This is a genomic window from Natrinema gelatinilyticum (genome assembly GCF_024266705.1).
GTDB classification, from domain to species: Archaea; Halobacteriota; Halobacteria; order Halobacteriales; family Natrialbaceae; genus Natrinema; species Natrinema gelatinilyticum.
In genome coordinates this window covers 34,684-50,677 of record NZ_CP100756.1, presented here as the reverse complement: position 1 = coordinate 50,677, position 15,994 = coordinate 34,684, and the positions used below count along the sequence as shown (strand labels likewise).

17 protein-coding genes are annotated in these 15,994 nt (G+C 61.7%); 4 read left to right on the top strand and 13 right to left on the bottom strand.

Annotated features, from left to right (window positions below; genetic code table 11):
* Positions 1 to 77: 77 nt before the first annotated feature.
* From NJU76_RS00265 to NJU76_RS00250, 4 genes are all read right to left on the bottom strand, one after another.
* On the bottom strand, positions 78 to 482 hold the full coding sequence (locus NJU76_RS00265) for a universal stress protein (RefSeq protein ID WP_254530825.1): 405 nt from the start codon (positions 480 to 482) through the stop codon (positions 78 to 80).
* A 157-nt stretch (positions 483 to 639) separates the two neighbouring features.
* The gene (locus NJU76_RS00260; protein WP_254530824.1) at positions 640 to 1,686 is read right to left on the bottom strand and encodes an NAD(P)/FAD-dependent oxidoreductase; all 1,047 of its coding nucleotides are present in this window, start codon (positions 1,684 to 1,686) and stop codon (positions 640 to 642) included.
* Positions 1,683 to 2,045: a thioredoxin gene (gene trxA / locus NJU76_RS00255; protein WP_254530823.1), complete on the bottom strand. Its 363-nt coding sequence runs from the start codon at positions 2,043 to 2,045 to the stop codon at positions 1,683 to 1,685. The genes NJU76_RS00260 and trxA overlap by 4 nt, the downstream gene beginning before the upstream one ends.
* Positions 2,046 to 2,322: 277 nt before the next feature.
* On the bottom strand, positions 2,323 to 2,745 hold the full coding sequence (locus tag NJU76_RS00250; protein ID WP_254530822.1) for a CBS domain-containing protein: 423 nt from the start codon (positions 2,743 to 2,745) through the stop codon (positions 2,323 to 2,325).
* Positions 2,746 to 3,145: 400 nt separating this feature from the next.
* Between NJU76_RS00250 and NJU76_RS00245 the strand changes: the two genes are divergently transcribed.
* Positions 3,146 to 3,781 carry a YIP1 family protein gene (locus NJU76_RS00245; RefSeq protein WP_256566669.1) on the top strand — a complete coding sequence of 212 codons (636 nt, stop codon included), beginning with the start codon at positions 3,146 to 3,148 and terminating at the stop codon, positions 3,779 to 3,781.
* A 310-nt stretch (positions 3,782 to 4,091) separates the two neighbouring features.
* On the opposite strand, the gene NJU76_RS00240 is transcribed toward NJU76_RS00245, so the two are convergent.
* The gene (locus tag NJU76_RS00240; protein WP_254530820.1) at positions 4,092 to 4,493 is read right to left on the bottom strand and encodes a helix-turn-helix domain-containing protein; all 402 of its coding nucleotides are present in this window, start codon (positions 4,491 to 4,493) and stop codon (positions 4,092 to 4,094) included.
* Between the two features lie 688 nt (positions 4,494 to 5,181).
* Here NJU76_RS00240 and NJU76_RS00235 point away from each other — a divergent pair.
* Entirely contained in the window at positions 5,182 to 6,027 is an 846-nt protein-coding gene (locus NJU76_RS00235) for a universal stress protein (RefSeq protein WP_254532512.1), read from the top strand.
* A gap of 117 nt (positions 6,028 to 6,144) precedes the next feature.
* On the opposite strand, the gene NJU76_RS00230 is transcribed toward NJU76_RS00235, so the two are convergent.
* Complete coding sequence (locus tag NJU76_RS00230) at positions 6,145 to 6,714, bottom strand: VIT1/CCC1 transporter family protein (protein ID WP_254530819.1); 570 nt, start codon at positions 6,712 to 6,714, stop codon at positions 6,145 to 6,147.
* Between the two features lie 12 nt (positions 6,715 to 6,726).
* Entirely contained in the window at positions 6,727 to 7,020 is a 294-nt protein-coding gene (locus NJU76_RS00225; protein WP_254530818.1) for a DUF211 domain-containing protein, read from the bottom strand.
* A gap of 387 nt (positions 7,021 to 7,407) precedes the next feature.
* On the opposite strand from NJU76_RS00225, the gene NJU76_RS00220 reads away from it, so the two are divergent.
* On the top strand, positions 7,408 to 7,989 hold the full coding sequence (locus tag NJU76_RS00220) for an HdeD family acid-resistance protein (protein WP_254530817.1): 582 nt from the start codon (positions 7,408 to 7,410) through the stop codon (positions 7,987 to 7,989).
* 32 nt (positions 7,990 to 8,021) lie between these two features.
* Here NJU76_RS00220 and NJU76_RS00215 read toward each other — a convergent pair whose 3' ends face one another.
* From NJU76_RS00215 to NJU76_RS00205, 3 genes are all read right to left on the bottom strand, one after another.
* Positions 8,022 to 9,395 (bottom strand): TIGR00341 family protein, encoded by a 1,374-nt coding sequence (locus NJU76_RS00215; protein ID WP_254530816.1) that lies wholly within the window; start codon positions 9,393 to 9,395, stop codon positions 8,022 to 8,024.
* Positions 9,396 to 9,538: 143 nt separating this feature from the next.
* A complete protein-coding gene (locus tag NJU76_RS00210; RefSeq protein WP_254530815.1) occupies positions 9,539 to 10,171 on the bottom strand; it encodes a TMEM175 family protein in 633 nt (210 codons plus the stop codon).
* A 114-nt stretch (positions 10,172 to 10,285) separates the two neighbouring features.
* On the bottom strand, positions 10,286 to 12,880 hold the full coding sequence (locus NJU76_RS00205) for a calcium-translocating P-type ATPase, PMCA-type (RefSeq protein ID WP_254530813.1): 2,595 nt from the start codon (positions 12,878 to 12,880) through the stop codon (positions 10,286 to 10,288).
* Between the two features lie 215 nt (positions 12,881 to 13,095).
* Here NJU76_RS00205 and NJU76_RS00200 point away from each other — a divergent pair, with 215 nt between their 5' ends.
* On the top strand, positions 13,096 to 13,794 hold the full coding sequence (locus tag NJU76_RS00200) for a TMEM165/GDT1 family protein (protein WP_254530811.1): 699 nt from the start codon (positions 13,096 to 13,098) through the stop codon (positions 13,792 to 13,794).
* A 28-nt stretch (positions 13,795 to 13,822) separates the two neighbouring features.
* Here the strand turns inward: NJU76_RS00200 and NJU76_RS00195 are convergent, their stop codons facing one another.
* From NJU76_RS00195 to NJU76_RS00185, 3 genes are read right to left on the bottom strand one after another with little or no spacing between them, the layout of a single operon-like run.
* Entirely contained in the window at positions 13,823 to 14,284 is a 462-nt protein-coding gene (locus tag NJU76_RS00195) for a YeeE/YedE family protein (RefSeq protein ID WP_254530810.1), read from the bottom strand.
* A gap of 1 nt (position 14,285) precedes the next feature.
* Positions 14,286 to 14,777: a YeeE/YedE family protein gene (locus tag NJU76_RS00190; protein ID WP_254530809.1), complete on the bottom strand. Its 492-nt coding sequence runs from the start codon at positions 14,775 to 14,777 to the stop codon at positions 14,286 to 14,288.
* A 20-nt stretch (positions 14,778 to 14,797) separates the two neighbouring features.
* On the bottom strand, positions 14,798 to 15,991 hold the full coding sequence (locus tag NJU76_RS00185; RefSeq protein ID WP_254530808.1) for an MBL fold metallo-hydrolase: 1,194 nt from the start codon (positions 15,989 to 15,991) through the stop codon (positions 14,798 to 14,800).
* Positions 15,992 to 15,994 lie beyond the last annotated feature (3 nt).

Here is a 15,994-nt window from a genome sequence, read left to right as displayed (position 1 = left end):
CGGAACTGAGTACAGCAGTCCGTATAATCAACACGGGGGTGATCTTCTGTAACACTCTCTTCCCCAGCTAACACGCCTCAGGCCGTGATTACGGGACGGTTAACGTACCTGACGACTCGTTCGGCGGTGCTCCCGATTTCGCCACCGGACGTGAGGCCGCGATTGCCGATGACCACCAGGTCGGCATCGATCTCGTCCGCGTAGTCACCGATCTGCCGAGAGGGCTGTCCGCTTCGAACGTCGGTCGTCACATCGACGTCGGCCCGGGACGCGATGTCCGCCAGAATTTCCTGCCCCTGCTCTTTCAGGTCCTCGGCGACCGCATCCGCGTCCGCCATCATCGAACTCCCGTACCGTCGCGTGTCGACGACGTACAGCGCGTGGAGGTCGGCGTCGAACGTCGACGCGAGGTCGATTGCCTGATCGGCGGCCCGAGTGGCGGGATCGCTTCCGTCCGTCGCGACGAGGATCGTATCGTACATGGACGGGGCCATCCACCACCGGGCGAGACATATAAGTTACCGATCCGTCGGAAACGGGAGTCGCCGGTAGAAGATGCCGACGTAACAGCCGCCGATACGAATCCCGATAGGCGAGGCGAGAATTTGCCCCCACCGATGCACAGGCCGGTCGACTGCGTTAATCGTCTGCTTCCATCTCGACGACGGACCCCGGCTGCGTCTCCGCTACTGCTCGTTCCTCGAGCCACGTCTCCGCGTCGAGTGCGGCCATGCTTCCGGTCCCTGCGGCTGTGATGGCCTGTCTGTACTCGGGGTCCATCACGTCGCCGGCACCGAAGACACCGTCGACCGAGGTTTCGGTCGTCCGCCCATCAAGCGTTCCCACGTGTCCGGCGTCGTCGAGTTCGACGGCGGTGTCCGCAAGGAAGTCCGTGTTCGGGACGTGGCCGACGCCGTAGAAGATGCCGCCGACGTCGACCGTCTCGTACTCGACGTCCTCGCCTGCGTCGATCTTCTCTTTCGGGTGGCCGTCAGGGTGTCGGACGAGCGTCACCCCCGTCACGCCGTCGTCCTGCGAGCCGTGAATCTCGAGCAGTTCGGTGTTCCAGCGGAATGAAATCGTCTCGTGCTCGCGGGCCCTGCGGGCCATGATGTCGGAGGCGCGCAGTTCGTCACGCCGGTGAACGATCGTCACGCTGTCGGCGAACTTTGTGAGGAAGAGCGCTTCCTCCATCGCGCTGTCGCCGCCCCCGATCACGAGGACGTCGTCGCCGCGGTGGAACGCGCCATCGCAGGTCGCACACGTCGAGAGGCCATACCCCATCAGTTCGTCCTCATTTTCGGCCCCGACCCAGCGAGCGCTCGCGCCCGTCGCGACGATCAGCGACCGCGCTCGAAGCGTGTCGCCGTTCGCGAGGTCGAGTTCGAACGGGCGCTCGTCGAGGCTCGCACGCTCGACCCTCCCGTGGCTGAATTCGGCACCGAAGTTCCGGGCCTGATCCTTTCCGCGCTGGATCAGTTCCATCCCACCGACTCCCTCGGGGAAGCCGAGGTAGTTTTCCACGTCGGTCGTCAGCGTTAGCTGGCCGCCAGGTTCCGGACCCTCGAGGACCAGCGGCTCGAGGTCGGCTCGCGCGGCGTAGACTGCCGCCGAGAGACCGGCAACGCCGGACCCGACGATAACGACGTCTCTGACGGACGTGGATCGGCCCGATTCCTCATTCATTCGTTCGCGTATCCCTCGATCATCGTTCGCAGACGGTCCGCCGGGAGGACCCCGGTGTGTTGTTCGACCTGCTCGCCGCCCGCGAAGAACGCGAGCGTCGGAACCCCACGGACGCCGTAGGCCCCGGCGAGCTGCTGGTTTTGGTCGACGTCTATCTTGGCGATCACCGCGTCCGTCTCGGCTGCCAGCCGCTCGAGGACGGGCTCGATCATCTTGCAGGGACCACACCAGTCGGCGTAGAAGTCCGCGAGGACGACGTCGTGTTCGTCAACGACGTCATCGAGGTGGCTCGCACCATCGATATAGATCGGTTCGTCGGTCGATCGTTCGGAGTCGCTGCCGTATGCATCAGTTGCCATCACTCCCACGTACGAACCAGGAGTGTTTAAAGGTTTTGTGTTTACAATACAATACTCTCTCTCTCCGCAACCCTCGGAAAAGATTGCGAGATGCTGGGAAAGTTCCGGTATGAGCAGAAAATTATCCAGACACAGACGGGTTCCATTGACCTTTGTAGTGCAATAATTGCACAATATAATTCCGGAATCCGTTCGGTGCACACTGTGGTCGACTCTCGCGCCGTCAGCAGAAAACGAGACCACCGGTTGCGATCGGTCGGTATCTGCCGTCAGACGCTCAGTACGGCGGTCGTTGTTTCCGGATAATCTCCGCCAGTTCCTGATGTTCGTCCGCAAGCAGTTCGTTCAGGTCGTCTATCGTGATGATTCCCGCGAGTTCGCCGTCCGAACCGGTGACCGGAAGTCTTCTGACCCCGTGCTCGCTCATCATTTCCGTCGCCTGATAGAAGCCGGCGTCGTGTTCGATCGTGCACAGATCCTCCGACATCACGTCTCCCGCGACGACGTCGTCGGGATCGGTTTGCTCCGCGAGCACGTGCCTCATCAGGTCTCGATCGGTGACGATGCCGACCGGCATCCCGTCGTCGGTGATGACGACGCTGCCGACGGATTCGTCGTCCATCGTCGATGCGAGTTCGTAAATCGATTCGTCGGTCGTGGCCGAAATCACGTCGCTTCGGGCGAGGTTTTCGACTGGCATGATATCCCCTCGTACCTCCCACGACGAGCGCTATAGTTGCTGGCCGGTATCGAACTGACAGTTCACCTGGCTCGGTTGTCACTCGAGTGAAACTGTCGTGTGCGATGGACCGATCTCGAGAGTGGCACGATTCATTCGAAGGGATCCATCGACCGCTCTCTCTGCGGTCTCGAGAACACACCGTTTTTACCAGGTGATTTGGACTGGCCAGGCTCTGACTCCCGTCAGTACTGATGCGAACTTCGCCTCTCGGGCACGAGGAGTTCCACTGGGGCGTTCGCGTGGGGGGCGGTCAGTGGTCCTCTCCATCGACACGGAGGTTTTAATTCGACCAATATCCATAAACAAAATATTAATATTGACCTACAATATTTTTAGCCGATGGTAGGAATACTCACTAATCCGAGCGAGTTTTTTCGTCGACGTGTCAGTAACCCCCGGAATCCTCATTCCGCTGCTTATCGTCGTTCTAACAGCCATCGTCGCAGGAGTCGGTGCGATCCCGGGTGCTGAACTGACGGGCCAATTCGTGTCTGATTCCGCTCAAGCCCAAGGCGAACAATTAAACGAATCAACCGCTGAGACGATCGGTTCGGTCTCGGCATTCTTCGGGATCGCCATCGCATTCGGTGTCGTATTACTGGCGTGGATACTGTACAGCGTCGTATTCTATCTCATCGCGCGCTTCGCATTCGGCGGGACCGGGTCGATCAAGCATACCTTCTCGTTCACCGGGTGGGGATTCATTCCGCTGCTCGTCGAGAAGTTCAGCGGGGCGATCGCCGCATACTACGTGTTCTCTGGCGTGTCACTCCCGAAATCGACGCAAGCCGCACAGGACGCCTTCCGGGAGTTACAAAACGATCCGATACTCCTCGGTAGCGGTATCCTGGGATTGGTTCTGTTAGTATGGAGTGGTGCCATCTGGACCGTTGCAATGGAACAACTACACGACATTTCCCGCCGTAACGTGATGCTTACCGTGGGCATCCCTGTCACAATCGCGTTTCTCATACGGCTCGTCGGCCTTCTCTGATACGGACTGCCGTCCGTCAGTTCTGGAGCAACCCCGACCGTCCTGTGGGTACGCCGGCACATCGGTATCGCAGACCGAATGAGGCCCGCGAGCCGGACGTCACATCGTTTCTCTCGCGCCCGTCTCACATGTGTTGGAACGCGAGGTTCATTTCAGCCACTGTTCGGACCGGCGGTCCCGTCTCTCGAGTGCCGCCCGATCGACGCGGCTGCCGGACGTAGTGGCTCTCAAACTGACCCGCATCCCCGATTAGCGCGAGCATCGTGCTTGGCGGACCGGTCGGTCACGTGTGCGGGATCCTGGAGAGGCCTTATCCCTCGATGGTGGCTACACCGTCGGCCTGCTCGTATTTGTCCTCGAACTCCTGGATGAGTTGACCCATCTTCGCGTACCAGTCGTTCAACATCCGCTGCATGTCGCTTGCGATCTGGGACGGATCGGTCGGACGGTAGACGTGATAGTAGCCGCCCTGATCGTAGTTGATCTGCTCTTTCTGGATGAACCCGCTCTGGAGCAGGCGCTGGATCGACCGGTAGGCGGTCGACCGCTCGCGGTCGACCTTCTCGGCGACCTCGTCGATCGTCAACGGCTTCTCACTGCCGACCATTACCCTAAAGCAATCTTTATCGAGCTGTTTGAGGCCGTGGACGCACTCCAGTAACCCTTCGCAGACCATATCCTGCTGCAGTTGTTCCGCCATTGAATTTGCCATGGTACTGTCTCAAGGGAGGGCCCGAACCGATAAAAGGGTTTTGTGAGTATTGTGCAATTTCGACGACCAACTCCATGGATCGAGACCACACGCCAGTCAGCAGTCTGGCACGTGTAGTCTCCGTGTCCGTCGTTACTACGTCGGACGCGACCGTGACAGAGACGAGCGACGCTGAGAGCACGCGCGACGTATCTCTGCCCGCAGTCTCCGCTTCCGAGACTGACACGCCTCGAGTCCGGCGACGAATGGTGCCGACCGAGCCACCACGGAGTAGCAATACGACTGAGAAATCGCCGCTCCCACATCGGCGGTTTCGACCGTGTTCGACGCGATACATGCGCCATACGCGCCGTCGTGAAGCAGTGGTGGGACGACCGCGGTGTCACCCCATCGCATCCACCGTGTCTATACTGAACTGATTCGGCCCGTGTCGACGACGAAGTAGTCGATTCACACGACGACGGACCACCGCCAGGCAGAGGCAGCGTACCGACGCATCGGACGCCGTCTACTGAGGGTGAGAAAGCGTCGAACAGCGTGGCCGCGGCCGGGATTCTCGGATACAACATCGCGGAACCGCTCGGTCGCTGCCGTCAACGGCGGTCGAGTCAGTCAGTCGAAGTACCCACGGACCCGTACGATATTGGGGTCGGGAAACAATAGTATGGGTGGAGAACGAACGACAGATATGAACGCGGTGTGTGCGACAGACCTATCGGCAGCAAGCGAAGCGACGATCGAGAACGAGACCTGTCTCGAGTGTCTCGGTCGGATCGGTATCGAGGAGATCAATCTCGTGACAGTGATTCCGTCCAACGTCCACGTCGGGATGCCCGGTATCGACTTCGATGAGAGACGCAAGCGGTCCATCGATCGCTACCGTCGCGTCATCAAATCGGCCGGCTTCGACGTCGAGACACACGTCGTGCGAGGCACCCCGTACAGGCGTATCAACGGGTTAGCCGAGGCGATTGGCGCGAGTCTGACCGTCGTCGGCTCTCGAGGGACGAGCCCGCTCGAGAACCGGGTCATCGGATCGACCGCGCGCAACGTCGCACGAACGACCGTGACACCACTGCTCGTCAATCGGATCGAACGGGGCGCCGAGGAACCGGACGTCGTCAGGGAGCACCTGTTTCGACGAATATTGTACGCGACTGACTTCTCCACGACCGCGGAGCGCGCGTTCGACGCGTTTTCGTACCTGCACCACGCGACACAGGAGGTCACGCTGGTCCACGTCAGAACGCCACCGGATCCGTCTACCGGCGAGGAGCACGACCCCAGCGAGCGACTCGAGGAGTCAGCAGATCGGCTCGAGGAGTGGGGGATCGAGACCCGCATCGACGTTCGTGCGGGGGATCCGGCCGACGAGATCCTCGCCGCGGAGGCCGAATACGAACCGACGACGATTCTTGTCGGGTCACGGGGCCACAGCAGGCTCCGTCGACTGTTACTCGGCAGCGTCTCCGAGGACGTCGTCGCCCGTGCGAGCGGGAACGTCATGCTCGTCCCGCCGTCACGGGTCGCCTGAGCACCCGAGCACAGTTCTCGTATTCGCGCCCTCACCACGAATCACCGGCGCGACCCGACGTCAGTGACAGACGAAACGGCCACTGGCCGATTTTCGTCGCGAATTCGCGGCCCACGGTCACCCGGGCAGGAACAGATTGAGGACCGCGACGACGACGCCCGCAAGCCCCATGCGGATACCGGCGACGATCCAATTCTGCTTCGAGATCGATCCGAGATACGCGCCGAACGTGAACAGCACGGTCACGCCGATGCCGACTGCGACCACTGTCGCCTCGAGCAACGAGAAGAGGGCCTCGTGTGCGAGAAACGGTACCAACGGGAGGATGATTCCGATGAGCGGTCCGATTCCGCTCGCGACCGCGTTTACTTTCCGGGCGCCTGCCCGTCGCTGTTCCAGCGACGTGTCCTGCAGGTCGGTCAGCATGGCACGCTCGATTCGCAACAACTCCGCCTGTTTCTCGGCCCGTTCGATCTCCCAGACGCTCCAGACTCCCGACGTCCCGAGACCGACGGCCGCTCCCAGTCCGATAGTGAACACCGTGAACCCGTCGGTGACGCCGGACAGGTACGCTCCGACGACGATCCCGATGCTCGTCAGCGTGCCGTCGAACCCGTTCGAGATGAAATATCGTCGCGAGATCGATCTAACGTCCTCGTCCTCGAGGAGTGTCCGAAGGGAAGTCACGATCTCACCCGATCAGTGATCCTGTGGCGTGTCCTGTTGGTCTACCAGTCGATTTCCACAGACGACCTCGTCGATCGAGTGGACAGTCCCGCCGAGACCGGCGATGTCTTCCTCGACAGCTGTCACGTCGATGTCGTCGCCTTCGATCGTCAGTTTGAGATTCTGGACGACCCGATCGGTCTCGATCAGTGCGACGTTCGCACCGTCGACGCCTTCGCAGTCAGCGACAGCCTGTGCAAACTCGAGGATGTCCGGCTCGTGCGGTTTCATTACGTCGAGTACGAGCCGACGGAACGGGTTGGCCATGGTGCGTACCTCTCGTTCGACGGCCTTAGTGACGGGGGACGACGAGACCGGCAGCAGGCAGATATTGTTGATCGAACACCGATACGATCGATCGTTCGACGGACGAACGTCCAGGAGTCGGGCGAGCAGTCGAGGACGAAAGCCGTCGTGGCAGTTCTCACAGCCGATTGCACCGTTGTGCCACTACAGCCGACCACGCCATCTCGAGTGCTAGTCGGGGACGCCGTGACGCGGATTGCTCCTGCTCGAGAACCGCCACGACGATAGTGTCCGAGCGGGTTTGACTGTCGAACTCGGCGGTGACAGGTTGCATGGAGTGAACTACTACCCGTTGAGAAGTGGTATTTACGGTCGGTAGCGTCGTACTCCATAACTGGGTGACACGAAATGGCAGACACTTCAGTAGAACACTCGACTGGTATCGACCCTGATCAGGACTGGCGGATCCCTGCTGGGGGCGGGGTCTTGCTGGTCGTCCTCGGGCTGCTTGCGATCCTGTTCCCGTTCGTCACCGGCGTATCGCTGTCGGTACTCCTCGGTGCGCTGCTCGTCGTCGGTGGCTTCGCCCACGTAGCCCACGCGTTTTCCGTTCCCGGCTGGACTGGGAGCGCGGTACAGCTGTTACTCGCGGTGATTTACGTCGTCGCGGGGATCGGCTTGCTAGCGAACCCGGTACTCGGATTATCGACGCTTACGCTGCTCGTGATCGCGTACCTGCTCGTGGCTGGAATCGTCGAAATCGTCGCTGGACTGAGTATGCCGAGTGGAGCCAACGGGCTCTGGATGGCCGTCAGCGGCGTCATCGGGATCCTCCTCGCGGGTTTGCTCTGGGCCGGCTGGCCGTCGACCGCGCTGTGGGCGATCGGCACACTGTTCGGCATCAATCTGCTCATCAGTGGCGTCGCGTTACTGTCGGTCGGGTCGGCCGAACGGCGCATCGTCAGAGGGGAATCGGCTACTGCGGCGTGATCGAGCGCCGTTCGATTTTTGCGGATTTCCGGTCACAATCCAGACCGTTCAGAACGGAGGTGTACAGGAGGCGTCTCGTCCAGCGACACACTCGTCGGGGGATCGCTCGTCGGCGGAATCCGTTCGGTTTCCTGGGCGACAACGAACCCGACCCGTACTGCTGGGTCCTCGTCGGTCGTTTCCTGGAGGTGTCGATCGAGGCGGTCCGCGATGTCTGGCGGAACGGCCGCCGTGTTCGAGCGTCCGACGATGACCGAGACGGTTGGATCGTCCCCGAGGATGATATCCTGGGTGTCGTACTGGACCTCCACGGTCTCGAGTTCGTACGCCGAGAGCGCGGCCTCGTCGAAGAACCGCTCCGTTTCGGCGGTCGCGCGCTGCTCGAACGTCGTCGTCTGGTAGGACGCTACCGTGACCAGTCCGAGAACCATCGACAGCCCGACGAGCGCGACGATGAGGACTAGACCGCGTCTGAGCACCGCACGGCGCACGGATTCTCGTTGGTCGCTCAATTCGGGTCGATACCCACTGAACCAGAAGATAGCCAGCGCTGAGAGGTTGATCGAGAGGAGGTTTACCAATACCAGCACCGAGGCGGTCGTGGCGACCCCGACGAATCCCCAGGCGATTCCCAGTCCGGCCGTTCCCGCGGGCGGAATGAGCGCGACCGCAATCGCGACACCCACGAGCGTCGACCCCGACCCGCGCGAGACGCTGATCGCCCCTGCGATCCCCGATCCGAAGGCGATAAACAACGAGAGGAAGCCGGGGCTCGTCCGTTCTGCGACCTGCGGGATCGCCCTGATATCCGTCCCGGGCGGAATGATCACCGTTCCCCTGAGTATCGCCCCGAGGACCGCGGCCACAGCGATCGAAAGCAACAGACCGACGACCTGCAGCGCGACCCCCCGAGTCGCCAGGTCTCGATCCGCGAGGACGCTGCCCGCGCTCGCGGTAATCGCGGGTCCCATCAACGGCGCGACGACCATGGCGCCGATAATCGTCGCGGCTGAATTGAGTAACAGGCCACCGACCGCGATGACCGTGCTCAACACGATGAACGCGAAATACGTGAAGGGTTCCGGTGCGAGACTCTGTGCGGTTGACTTCATCTCCTCCCGCGAGACTCGGTCGCCGGGATACAACTCCTGTAGCGCCGTGATGCGCTTCGAGACGACGGTCTCGGTCGGCATCACGATGGTGTAGGCGCTCTCGCTGATACCGGCCGCTCGTAACTGATCGAGCACTGGTTCGACACCGGTCGGTGGGACCGGAAACTGGACCATCGCCTCGAACTCGCCTCTGCCCGTCTCATCGAACACGGCGTAGTCGACTCCCTGTTCGTCCAGCGCACTCAGTACCGACTTTCGATTCCCCTCCGGAATCAACACCTGCACGAGGCGCATACTGACGGTACAACGCGCCCGTGCATAAACGCACAATGGAGCGAACAGGTTCCACGCGCGCGCGATGCCGTAATCCCTTCGTCGATTGCCGATTCGGCGCTGTCGAGTCCGAGAGTTTCTGGCGCGTTCTCTCGAGGTACTCATCACGCCGATCGTTCCAGGCTCTCGATAAGTCGTGACTGCAGGACGGCGTTGATCGGTATCAGGAGTACCCAGGTGAGGATCGCAAGCGACGGATCGACGACCGCAACGACCATCGAGAGGATGAACACGAGTGGCGAGGCGAGAAACCGCGCCTCCTGAATGAGGACGGTCCGAGACGCGAGACCTTCCTCCAAAAGGTCTTCTCGCGACACGTAGCCCCATAGGAGCGCGAGACTCAATCCGGTTAGTGCCAACACGCCCGAGTAGAACGTGATCCCGAACTGATTCGGATAGTTGATGAACAGATTGGTTCCGTACGGGACGAACGCGACCATGAGCAAAAAACAGAGATTGAGCCAGAGCACGCCCCGGTCGTGGCGCTCGATATGAACGAATACGCGGCGGTGAAGGATCCAGTAGAGTCCGACGACCAGAAAGCTCAACGCGTATCCGACGAACTCGTGCCACTGCTCGGCGACGAGTTCGGGGAGAAACGACAGCGAACTTCCCGCGGGGACGGTCGGAACGGAGATTTCGAGCACCAACAGGGTGATCGCGATCGCGATCACGCCGTCGCTCAACGCAATGAGCCGGTCCGTTTCTTCTCTCTCGCGACCCACCGGAGGGTTCATGCCGGCCACTACGACGACGATCGGTATAGACGGTGGGACGAGTCGACGAACCCGCTCATTACGCCCTGAGCCGGCCAGTTCAACATCGGGTCGGAGACGCGTCTCGAGGCCGGTTCACCGCCGAATTCGTCGGACCAGGATCGCGATTCCGACGTACGCGGGTAAACAGACGGCGAGGACGGTCGCGATGAGCCCCCAATCCGCGACGCCGAGTGGAACCGTCTCGAAGTACCGATTGAGCGGCGTGTAAAGTACTGCGAGCTGGAGTCCGATCGACGCACTGACCGCGATCGCGAGCCATCGATTCGACAGTACGGGCGTCTCGCGCAGCCAGCGGATGACGTAGAGCTTCTCGAACTCGAGGAACACGAAGCCGGTAAACACCATCGTCATCGCGTAGGGAGTGACGTCGGCCGCGCCCTGGAGAGTGACCACCATGAGCGCGAGCATGACGGTAGTCGTGACCAGTCCGGTTCCGCTGATCAGTCCGACCATCTCGCGGCTAACGATTCCCCGATCCGGATCGCGCGGCGGCCGGTCCATCACGTCGCCGCTTTTCGGATCTGCACCGAGTGCGAGCGCCGGTAGGCCGTCGGTCAACAGGTTGATCCAGAGCAACTGCACGGCCGGCAGAATGAGATAGCCGGCCAGCGAGGCGAGAAAAACCAGCGCGACTTCCGCGACGTTCGCACTGAGAAGGTAGGCGACGAACTTCCAAATGTTATCGAAGATCGTCCGTCCACGTTCGACGGCCCGCTCGATCGTCGCGTAATTATCGTCCAGCAGGACGATGTCCGAGGCCTGTCTGGCGACATCCGTCCCGCGGATTCCCATCGCGACACCGACATCCGCGTTTTTCAGCGCCGGGGCGTCGTTGACCCCATCGCCAGTCATCGCGACGTTGTGACCGCGGCCCTGGAGCGCCCGCAGGATGCGCACCTTGTGCTCCGGGGAGGTCCGCGCGAAGACGTCGATCGACCCGACTCGATCGCGCAGCGTCTCGTCGTCCATCCGTTCGATTTCCCGGCCACCGAGTACCTCACTACCGATTCCGAGCGTTTCGGCGATCGCGCCGGCCGTTCGTACGTTGTCACCAGTTACCATCTTTACGTCGATGCCGGCACGCCTCGTCGCCGCGATCGCGTCGGCCACTTCCGTCCGCGGTGGATCGATCATTCCGGTAAGCCCCACGAACGTCAACCCATCCCTGAGATCGTCGGAACCCGCCGGCGCGTCGCGGTAGGCCATCGCGAGGACACGAAGCGCGTCGTCGCCGAACGAGCGAACGACCGTCTCGATCCGGTCGCGACGATCGTCGGTCAGGGGAATCGGGCCGTCGGCCGTCAGAATTCGACCACAGTTCTCGACGACGACCTCCGGCGCGCCCTTGACGTAGCCCACGTCGCCGTGGACGGTCCCCATCCATTTTCGGTCGGAAGAGAACGGAATCTCGCCGGTTCGCGGATTCTCGTCCTGCAGTGACTCACGATCGAGCCCGCGACGGTCTGCCGCCTCGAGCAGCGCCTGCTCGGTCGGATTGCCATCTTCGAGCGTCGAATCGTTACAGAGCACGCCGATTCGCAAGAGCAATTCCTCGCGGTCGGAAAGCTGGTCGCCGTCGTTCCCGTGGACGGACCGGTCCGAATCCTGGCCGGCATCGATAGCGAGGACCGTGTCGTTGATCCAGAGCCTGCTAACGGTCATCTGCCCTTTCGTGAGCGTGCCGGTTTTGTCGGTACAGACTACGTCGACTGCACCGAGGGCCTCTACTGCCGGGAGCCGGCGGATAAGCGCGTTCTCGTCCGATATCCGTCGAACGCCGAGCGCGAGCGTGAGCGTGACCACCGCCGGCAATCCTTCGGGAATCGCGGCGACCGCGAGCGACACGGCGGTGAGTGTGGCCTGAACCACCCCCGTTCCGCGCAAGAGCAACAGCGGACCGACCAGCATGGAGAGAACGAGGACGCCGATCCCGAGAGTACGACCCAGCCGGTCGAGTTCACCCTGAAGCGGCGTCTCCGTCTCTTCGATTACGGCGAGTTCACGAGCAATTTCGCCGACTGCGGTCTCCATGCCCGTGTCTGTGACGACCGCGATGCCCTTCCCGCGGGTGACGCTGGTCCCCTTGTAGACCATGCTCGCCCGCTCTGCGAGGGGCGTTTCCGATTCCACCGGCGCCGCTGATTTCGAGACCGGAACACTCTCGCCGGTCAGCGCAGCCTCGTCGACCTCGAGATCGGTTTCCTCGAGTAATCGGCCGTCGGCGGGGACAACGTCCCCCCCACGAAACACGACGACGTCGCCGGGAACGAGTTCGGTGGCGTCGACTCGCAGCGACTCGCCGTCCCGGCGAACGGTCGCAGTCGGTGCGGCCAGTTCGCGGAGCGCCTGGAGGCTCTGCTCGGCGCGGTAGTCCTGGAGGAATCCGAAGACGCCGTTTGCAACGACGATGACCGCGATCAGAACCGCGTCGACGGCGTGACCCGCCCAGATCGAGAGAATCGCCGCCGCCAGCAACACCCAGATCAGGACGCTGTCGAACTGCGCGAGGAGGATCTCGACGGGCGACCGTCCACCGCCCCGAACGATCTCGTTCTCGCCGTATCGCTCCAGACGTCGACGCACTTCGTCGCTCGTCAACCCTTCGGGTCGCGACTCGAGGTCAGCGACGACCTGCTCCGACGTGACCTCGTATGGCGACTCGAGCATTGCGACCGTCTTCGTCCTGTAGGCTTATAGACGTATCACGGAACGCAACCCCGTCGTATTGACGTGGCAGATGCGGCGTCCGTCGCGTTCTCGCACCAGAATCGATTCGTTCCACCGAAACACGAATCAGGATCGGTCTCGAGAAACCGTATCGGGAGCAGTCGTGCGATATCGGTCTCGAAGCGTTCATACGGCCAGTCGGACAGTATTGGGACATGGCGGCGTGGATCGAAATCTTCGCAACGGCATTTCTGTTGCAACTGCTCGCACTGCCCGGTGAAAAAGGGCAACTCGTGATCGCGGGGCTCGCGACGACGTACAATCCGTACGTGGTCGTCGCCGGTGCAGCGACCGCCTTCGGCGGTTGGACGGCACTCGAGATCCTTCTTGGCAACGCGCTCAAAGGTGCCATCCCGGTGGTGTATCTCGACGGAGTAACGGCCGCCCTGTTCGTATTTTTCGCGATCTGGATCCTATACGCGAGCGAGATAGCGAAGACCAGCGGCGACCAGCTACGCACCGATTCCGGAGATCCACGAAGTGACGGTGGCACCCCGCAGCGGGATCACGAGGCCGACGAAGATGGGTTCCTGCACGAGGCGAAATCCGGACTGTCGTGGAGTATCGGTGGATATCTGTCGTCGTTCTCGGCGATGGGAGTCGCGGAATTCGGCGATAAAACGCAGTTGATCACGATCAGTCTCGCTGCCCAGTACGGCGCCTCGCCTGCAATCTGGGTGGGAGAAATGTTCGCGATCGTTCCCGTGAGCCTGGCGACAGCGGTGTTTTTCTCTCGAACGACACAGGTCCTGAATCTCACGTGGGTGCTACGCAGTGCGGCCGCTATGTTCTTGCTTTTCGCAGTGGACATCGTTGCCCAGTACGTCTTCGGCGTGTCCGTCCTACCGTTGTAAGTTGCCGTAAGGGCGTTGCGAACGGCGCTCAGTCTACGCTGGTCGTGGCAGTATCGGACGCCATTTCGTTGCTCCGCAAAGCACCCTGGAGGTATGCGCCGGCGAACATTCCACCGATCGCCCAGAGGATGGAGACGTTCCCAATACCAAGGCTGGCGTAGGCCGCGCCGGGACAGATTCCCGACAGGCCCCAGCCGAGGCCGAAGATCGAGCCGCCGATCAGGACGTTACGGTCGAACGACTTCAACCGCCGCTCGTACCGATCTCCGGTTAGCGGCGCACGAACGCCAAGTCGCGGCATGACCGCGAAGGCGATTCCAGTGACGGTCGCCGCGCCGAACATGACGAACAGCAAGCCGAAGTCGCTAAACTGGAGGAACGAAAGCACCACTTCGGGGCGAGCCATGTGACTGAACGCGAGTCCGAAGCCGAATACTAAGCCGCCGACGAAGACGAGCGGCATGAACCACTGATGTCTCTCGGGACTCACGTTACGGAGACACCCCCAGTGCAGCGACAATCTGTGCGGTCACGATCGCGACGGTCAGGAACGTGATCACGCCGACGATCGACGTTTTCGAGGCCGAGCCGACCCCGCAGACCCCATGTCCCGACGTACAGCCCTTGCCGATGCGCGTCCCGATGCCGACCAAGAAGCCACCGAGCAGTAGTCGCCAGGCCGTAACCTCCGTCGTCCAGGCCTCGCCCTGCCAGCGGACCGCGTAGACTGCCGCGCCCAGGATGATCCCGAGCGTGAACACGAGACGCCAATCACGAGACGGCCGGTATCGCTGGAATTGCGATCGATCTGAAACGTACGACAGCGTCGACTCGAGGAACGTACTCGCGCCAGCTGCGATTCCAGTTCCGACGTAAATCACGAGTGCGCCGAGTCCGACGAGCAACCCACCGACGGCATACCGACTGATCCCGTTGGGAAACGGGTCAGCGGCAAGCGAGAGGACGGCCTGTTCGGGAACCATTTTGTAGCGGCCTCTTCCGATCAGTCCCCGGCCAACGATTCCTGGCTGGCAGCGCAGTTGTTCGGGCCGAGTTCCAGTTCGAACGCTTCGTCGTCGGTGGCCTCCTGTTGACCGAGGTTCGTCGGAATAATGTCCTCGTAGTTAGCCGGCCGCGGCGGCATATCCGAGAGGATCAACTCCACGAACTCGTCTTCCTCCATCGTCAGTGCGTCCATTTCGTCGGTTAGTTGGCCGATCGATGCCGTATAGGTTCCGTCTTCGGCCGATTCTGCCGCATCGCTGAAGTGTGCCCCGCCAACGAGCGTTTCGTCGGGAAGTGTCAGCACGCGCTCCTGCAGGGACTCGTAGAGCTGGCTGGCGGCCTCTGGTGCGCCGTCATCGCCTTCTTCCAGGTCGGGACGGGCAACGCTTTCGACGAACAGGCCGTCGCCGGTAGCGAGCAGCGAGCCGTCGATCAGGTAGGAGGTCATACCGGACGTATGTCCGGGGGTAGACACCGTCTCGATGACAGCGTTTCCGACTTCGAATTCGTCACCGTCCGCGGCGAGAGTGAGTTCGTCGCCGTAGGTGACCCCGCGGTCGACAGACGCCTCGGGGATGATCCCCTCGACACCGACGGCGTCGAGCGCGCGAACGCCCGAGATGTGATCGGCGTGAATGTGCGTGTCGATCGCGTATTTCAGGTCGACGCCGAGGTCGTCGGCGTCCGACAGGTACCGGCTCGTGAACGCGCGAAGCGGGTCTATCACTGCCGCCTCGTCATCGTCGTAGACCAGGTATCCGAGACAACCGCTCGAGGGCCGCTGGTACTGGAGGAGGGTTCCGGCGCCATCGTAGCGCTCGACCTCGACGGTCTCGTAGATTCGCGCCCACCCGTTCATGCCGTCCTCGAGGTGGTTGACGTCGTATCCTCGCTCGGCGAGGGTACCAGCTACGTACTCGCTTGCACCGCCTTTCGCACAGAGCACCGTCACTTCGCGACCGTCGGGAATCTTCTCGAGGACGTGAGCGTCGATATCGTCCTCGAGAAACTCGAAGTACGGGACGTTGATCGACTCGACGGTCTCGCCTTCGATTCGCCACTCGTCGTAATCCGATTCCATTCGCGCGTCGAGGAGCGTGACGTCCTCGCCCGCGTCGATACGATCCTTCAGGTCGTCCGGGCTCACCGACTCGATTTCGACGTCCGGCGTGGGAAAGTTCATGTCGTCCATGAT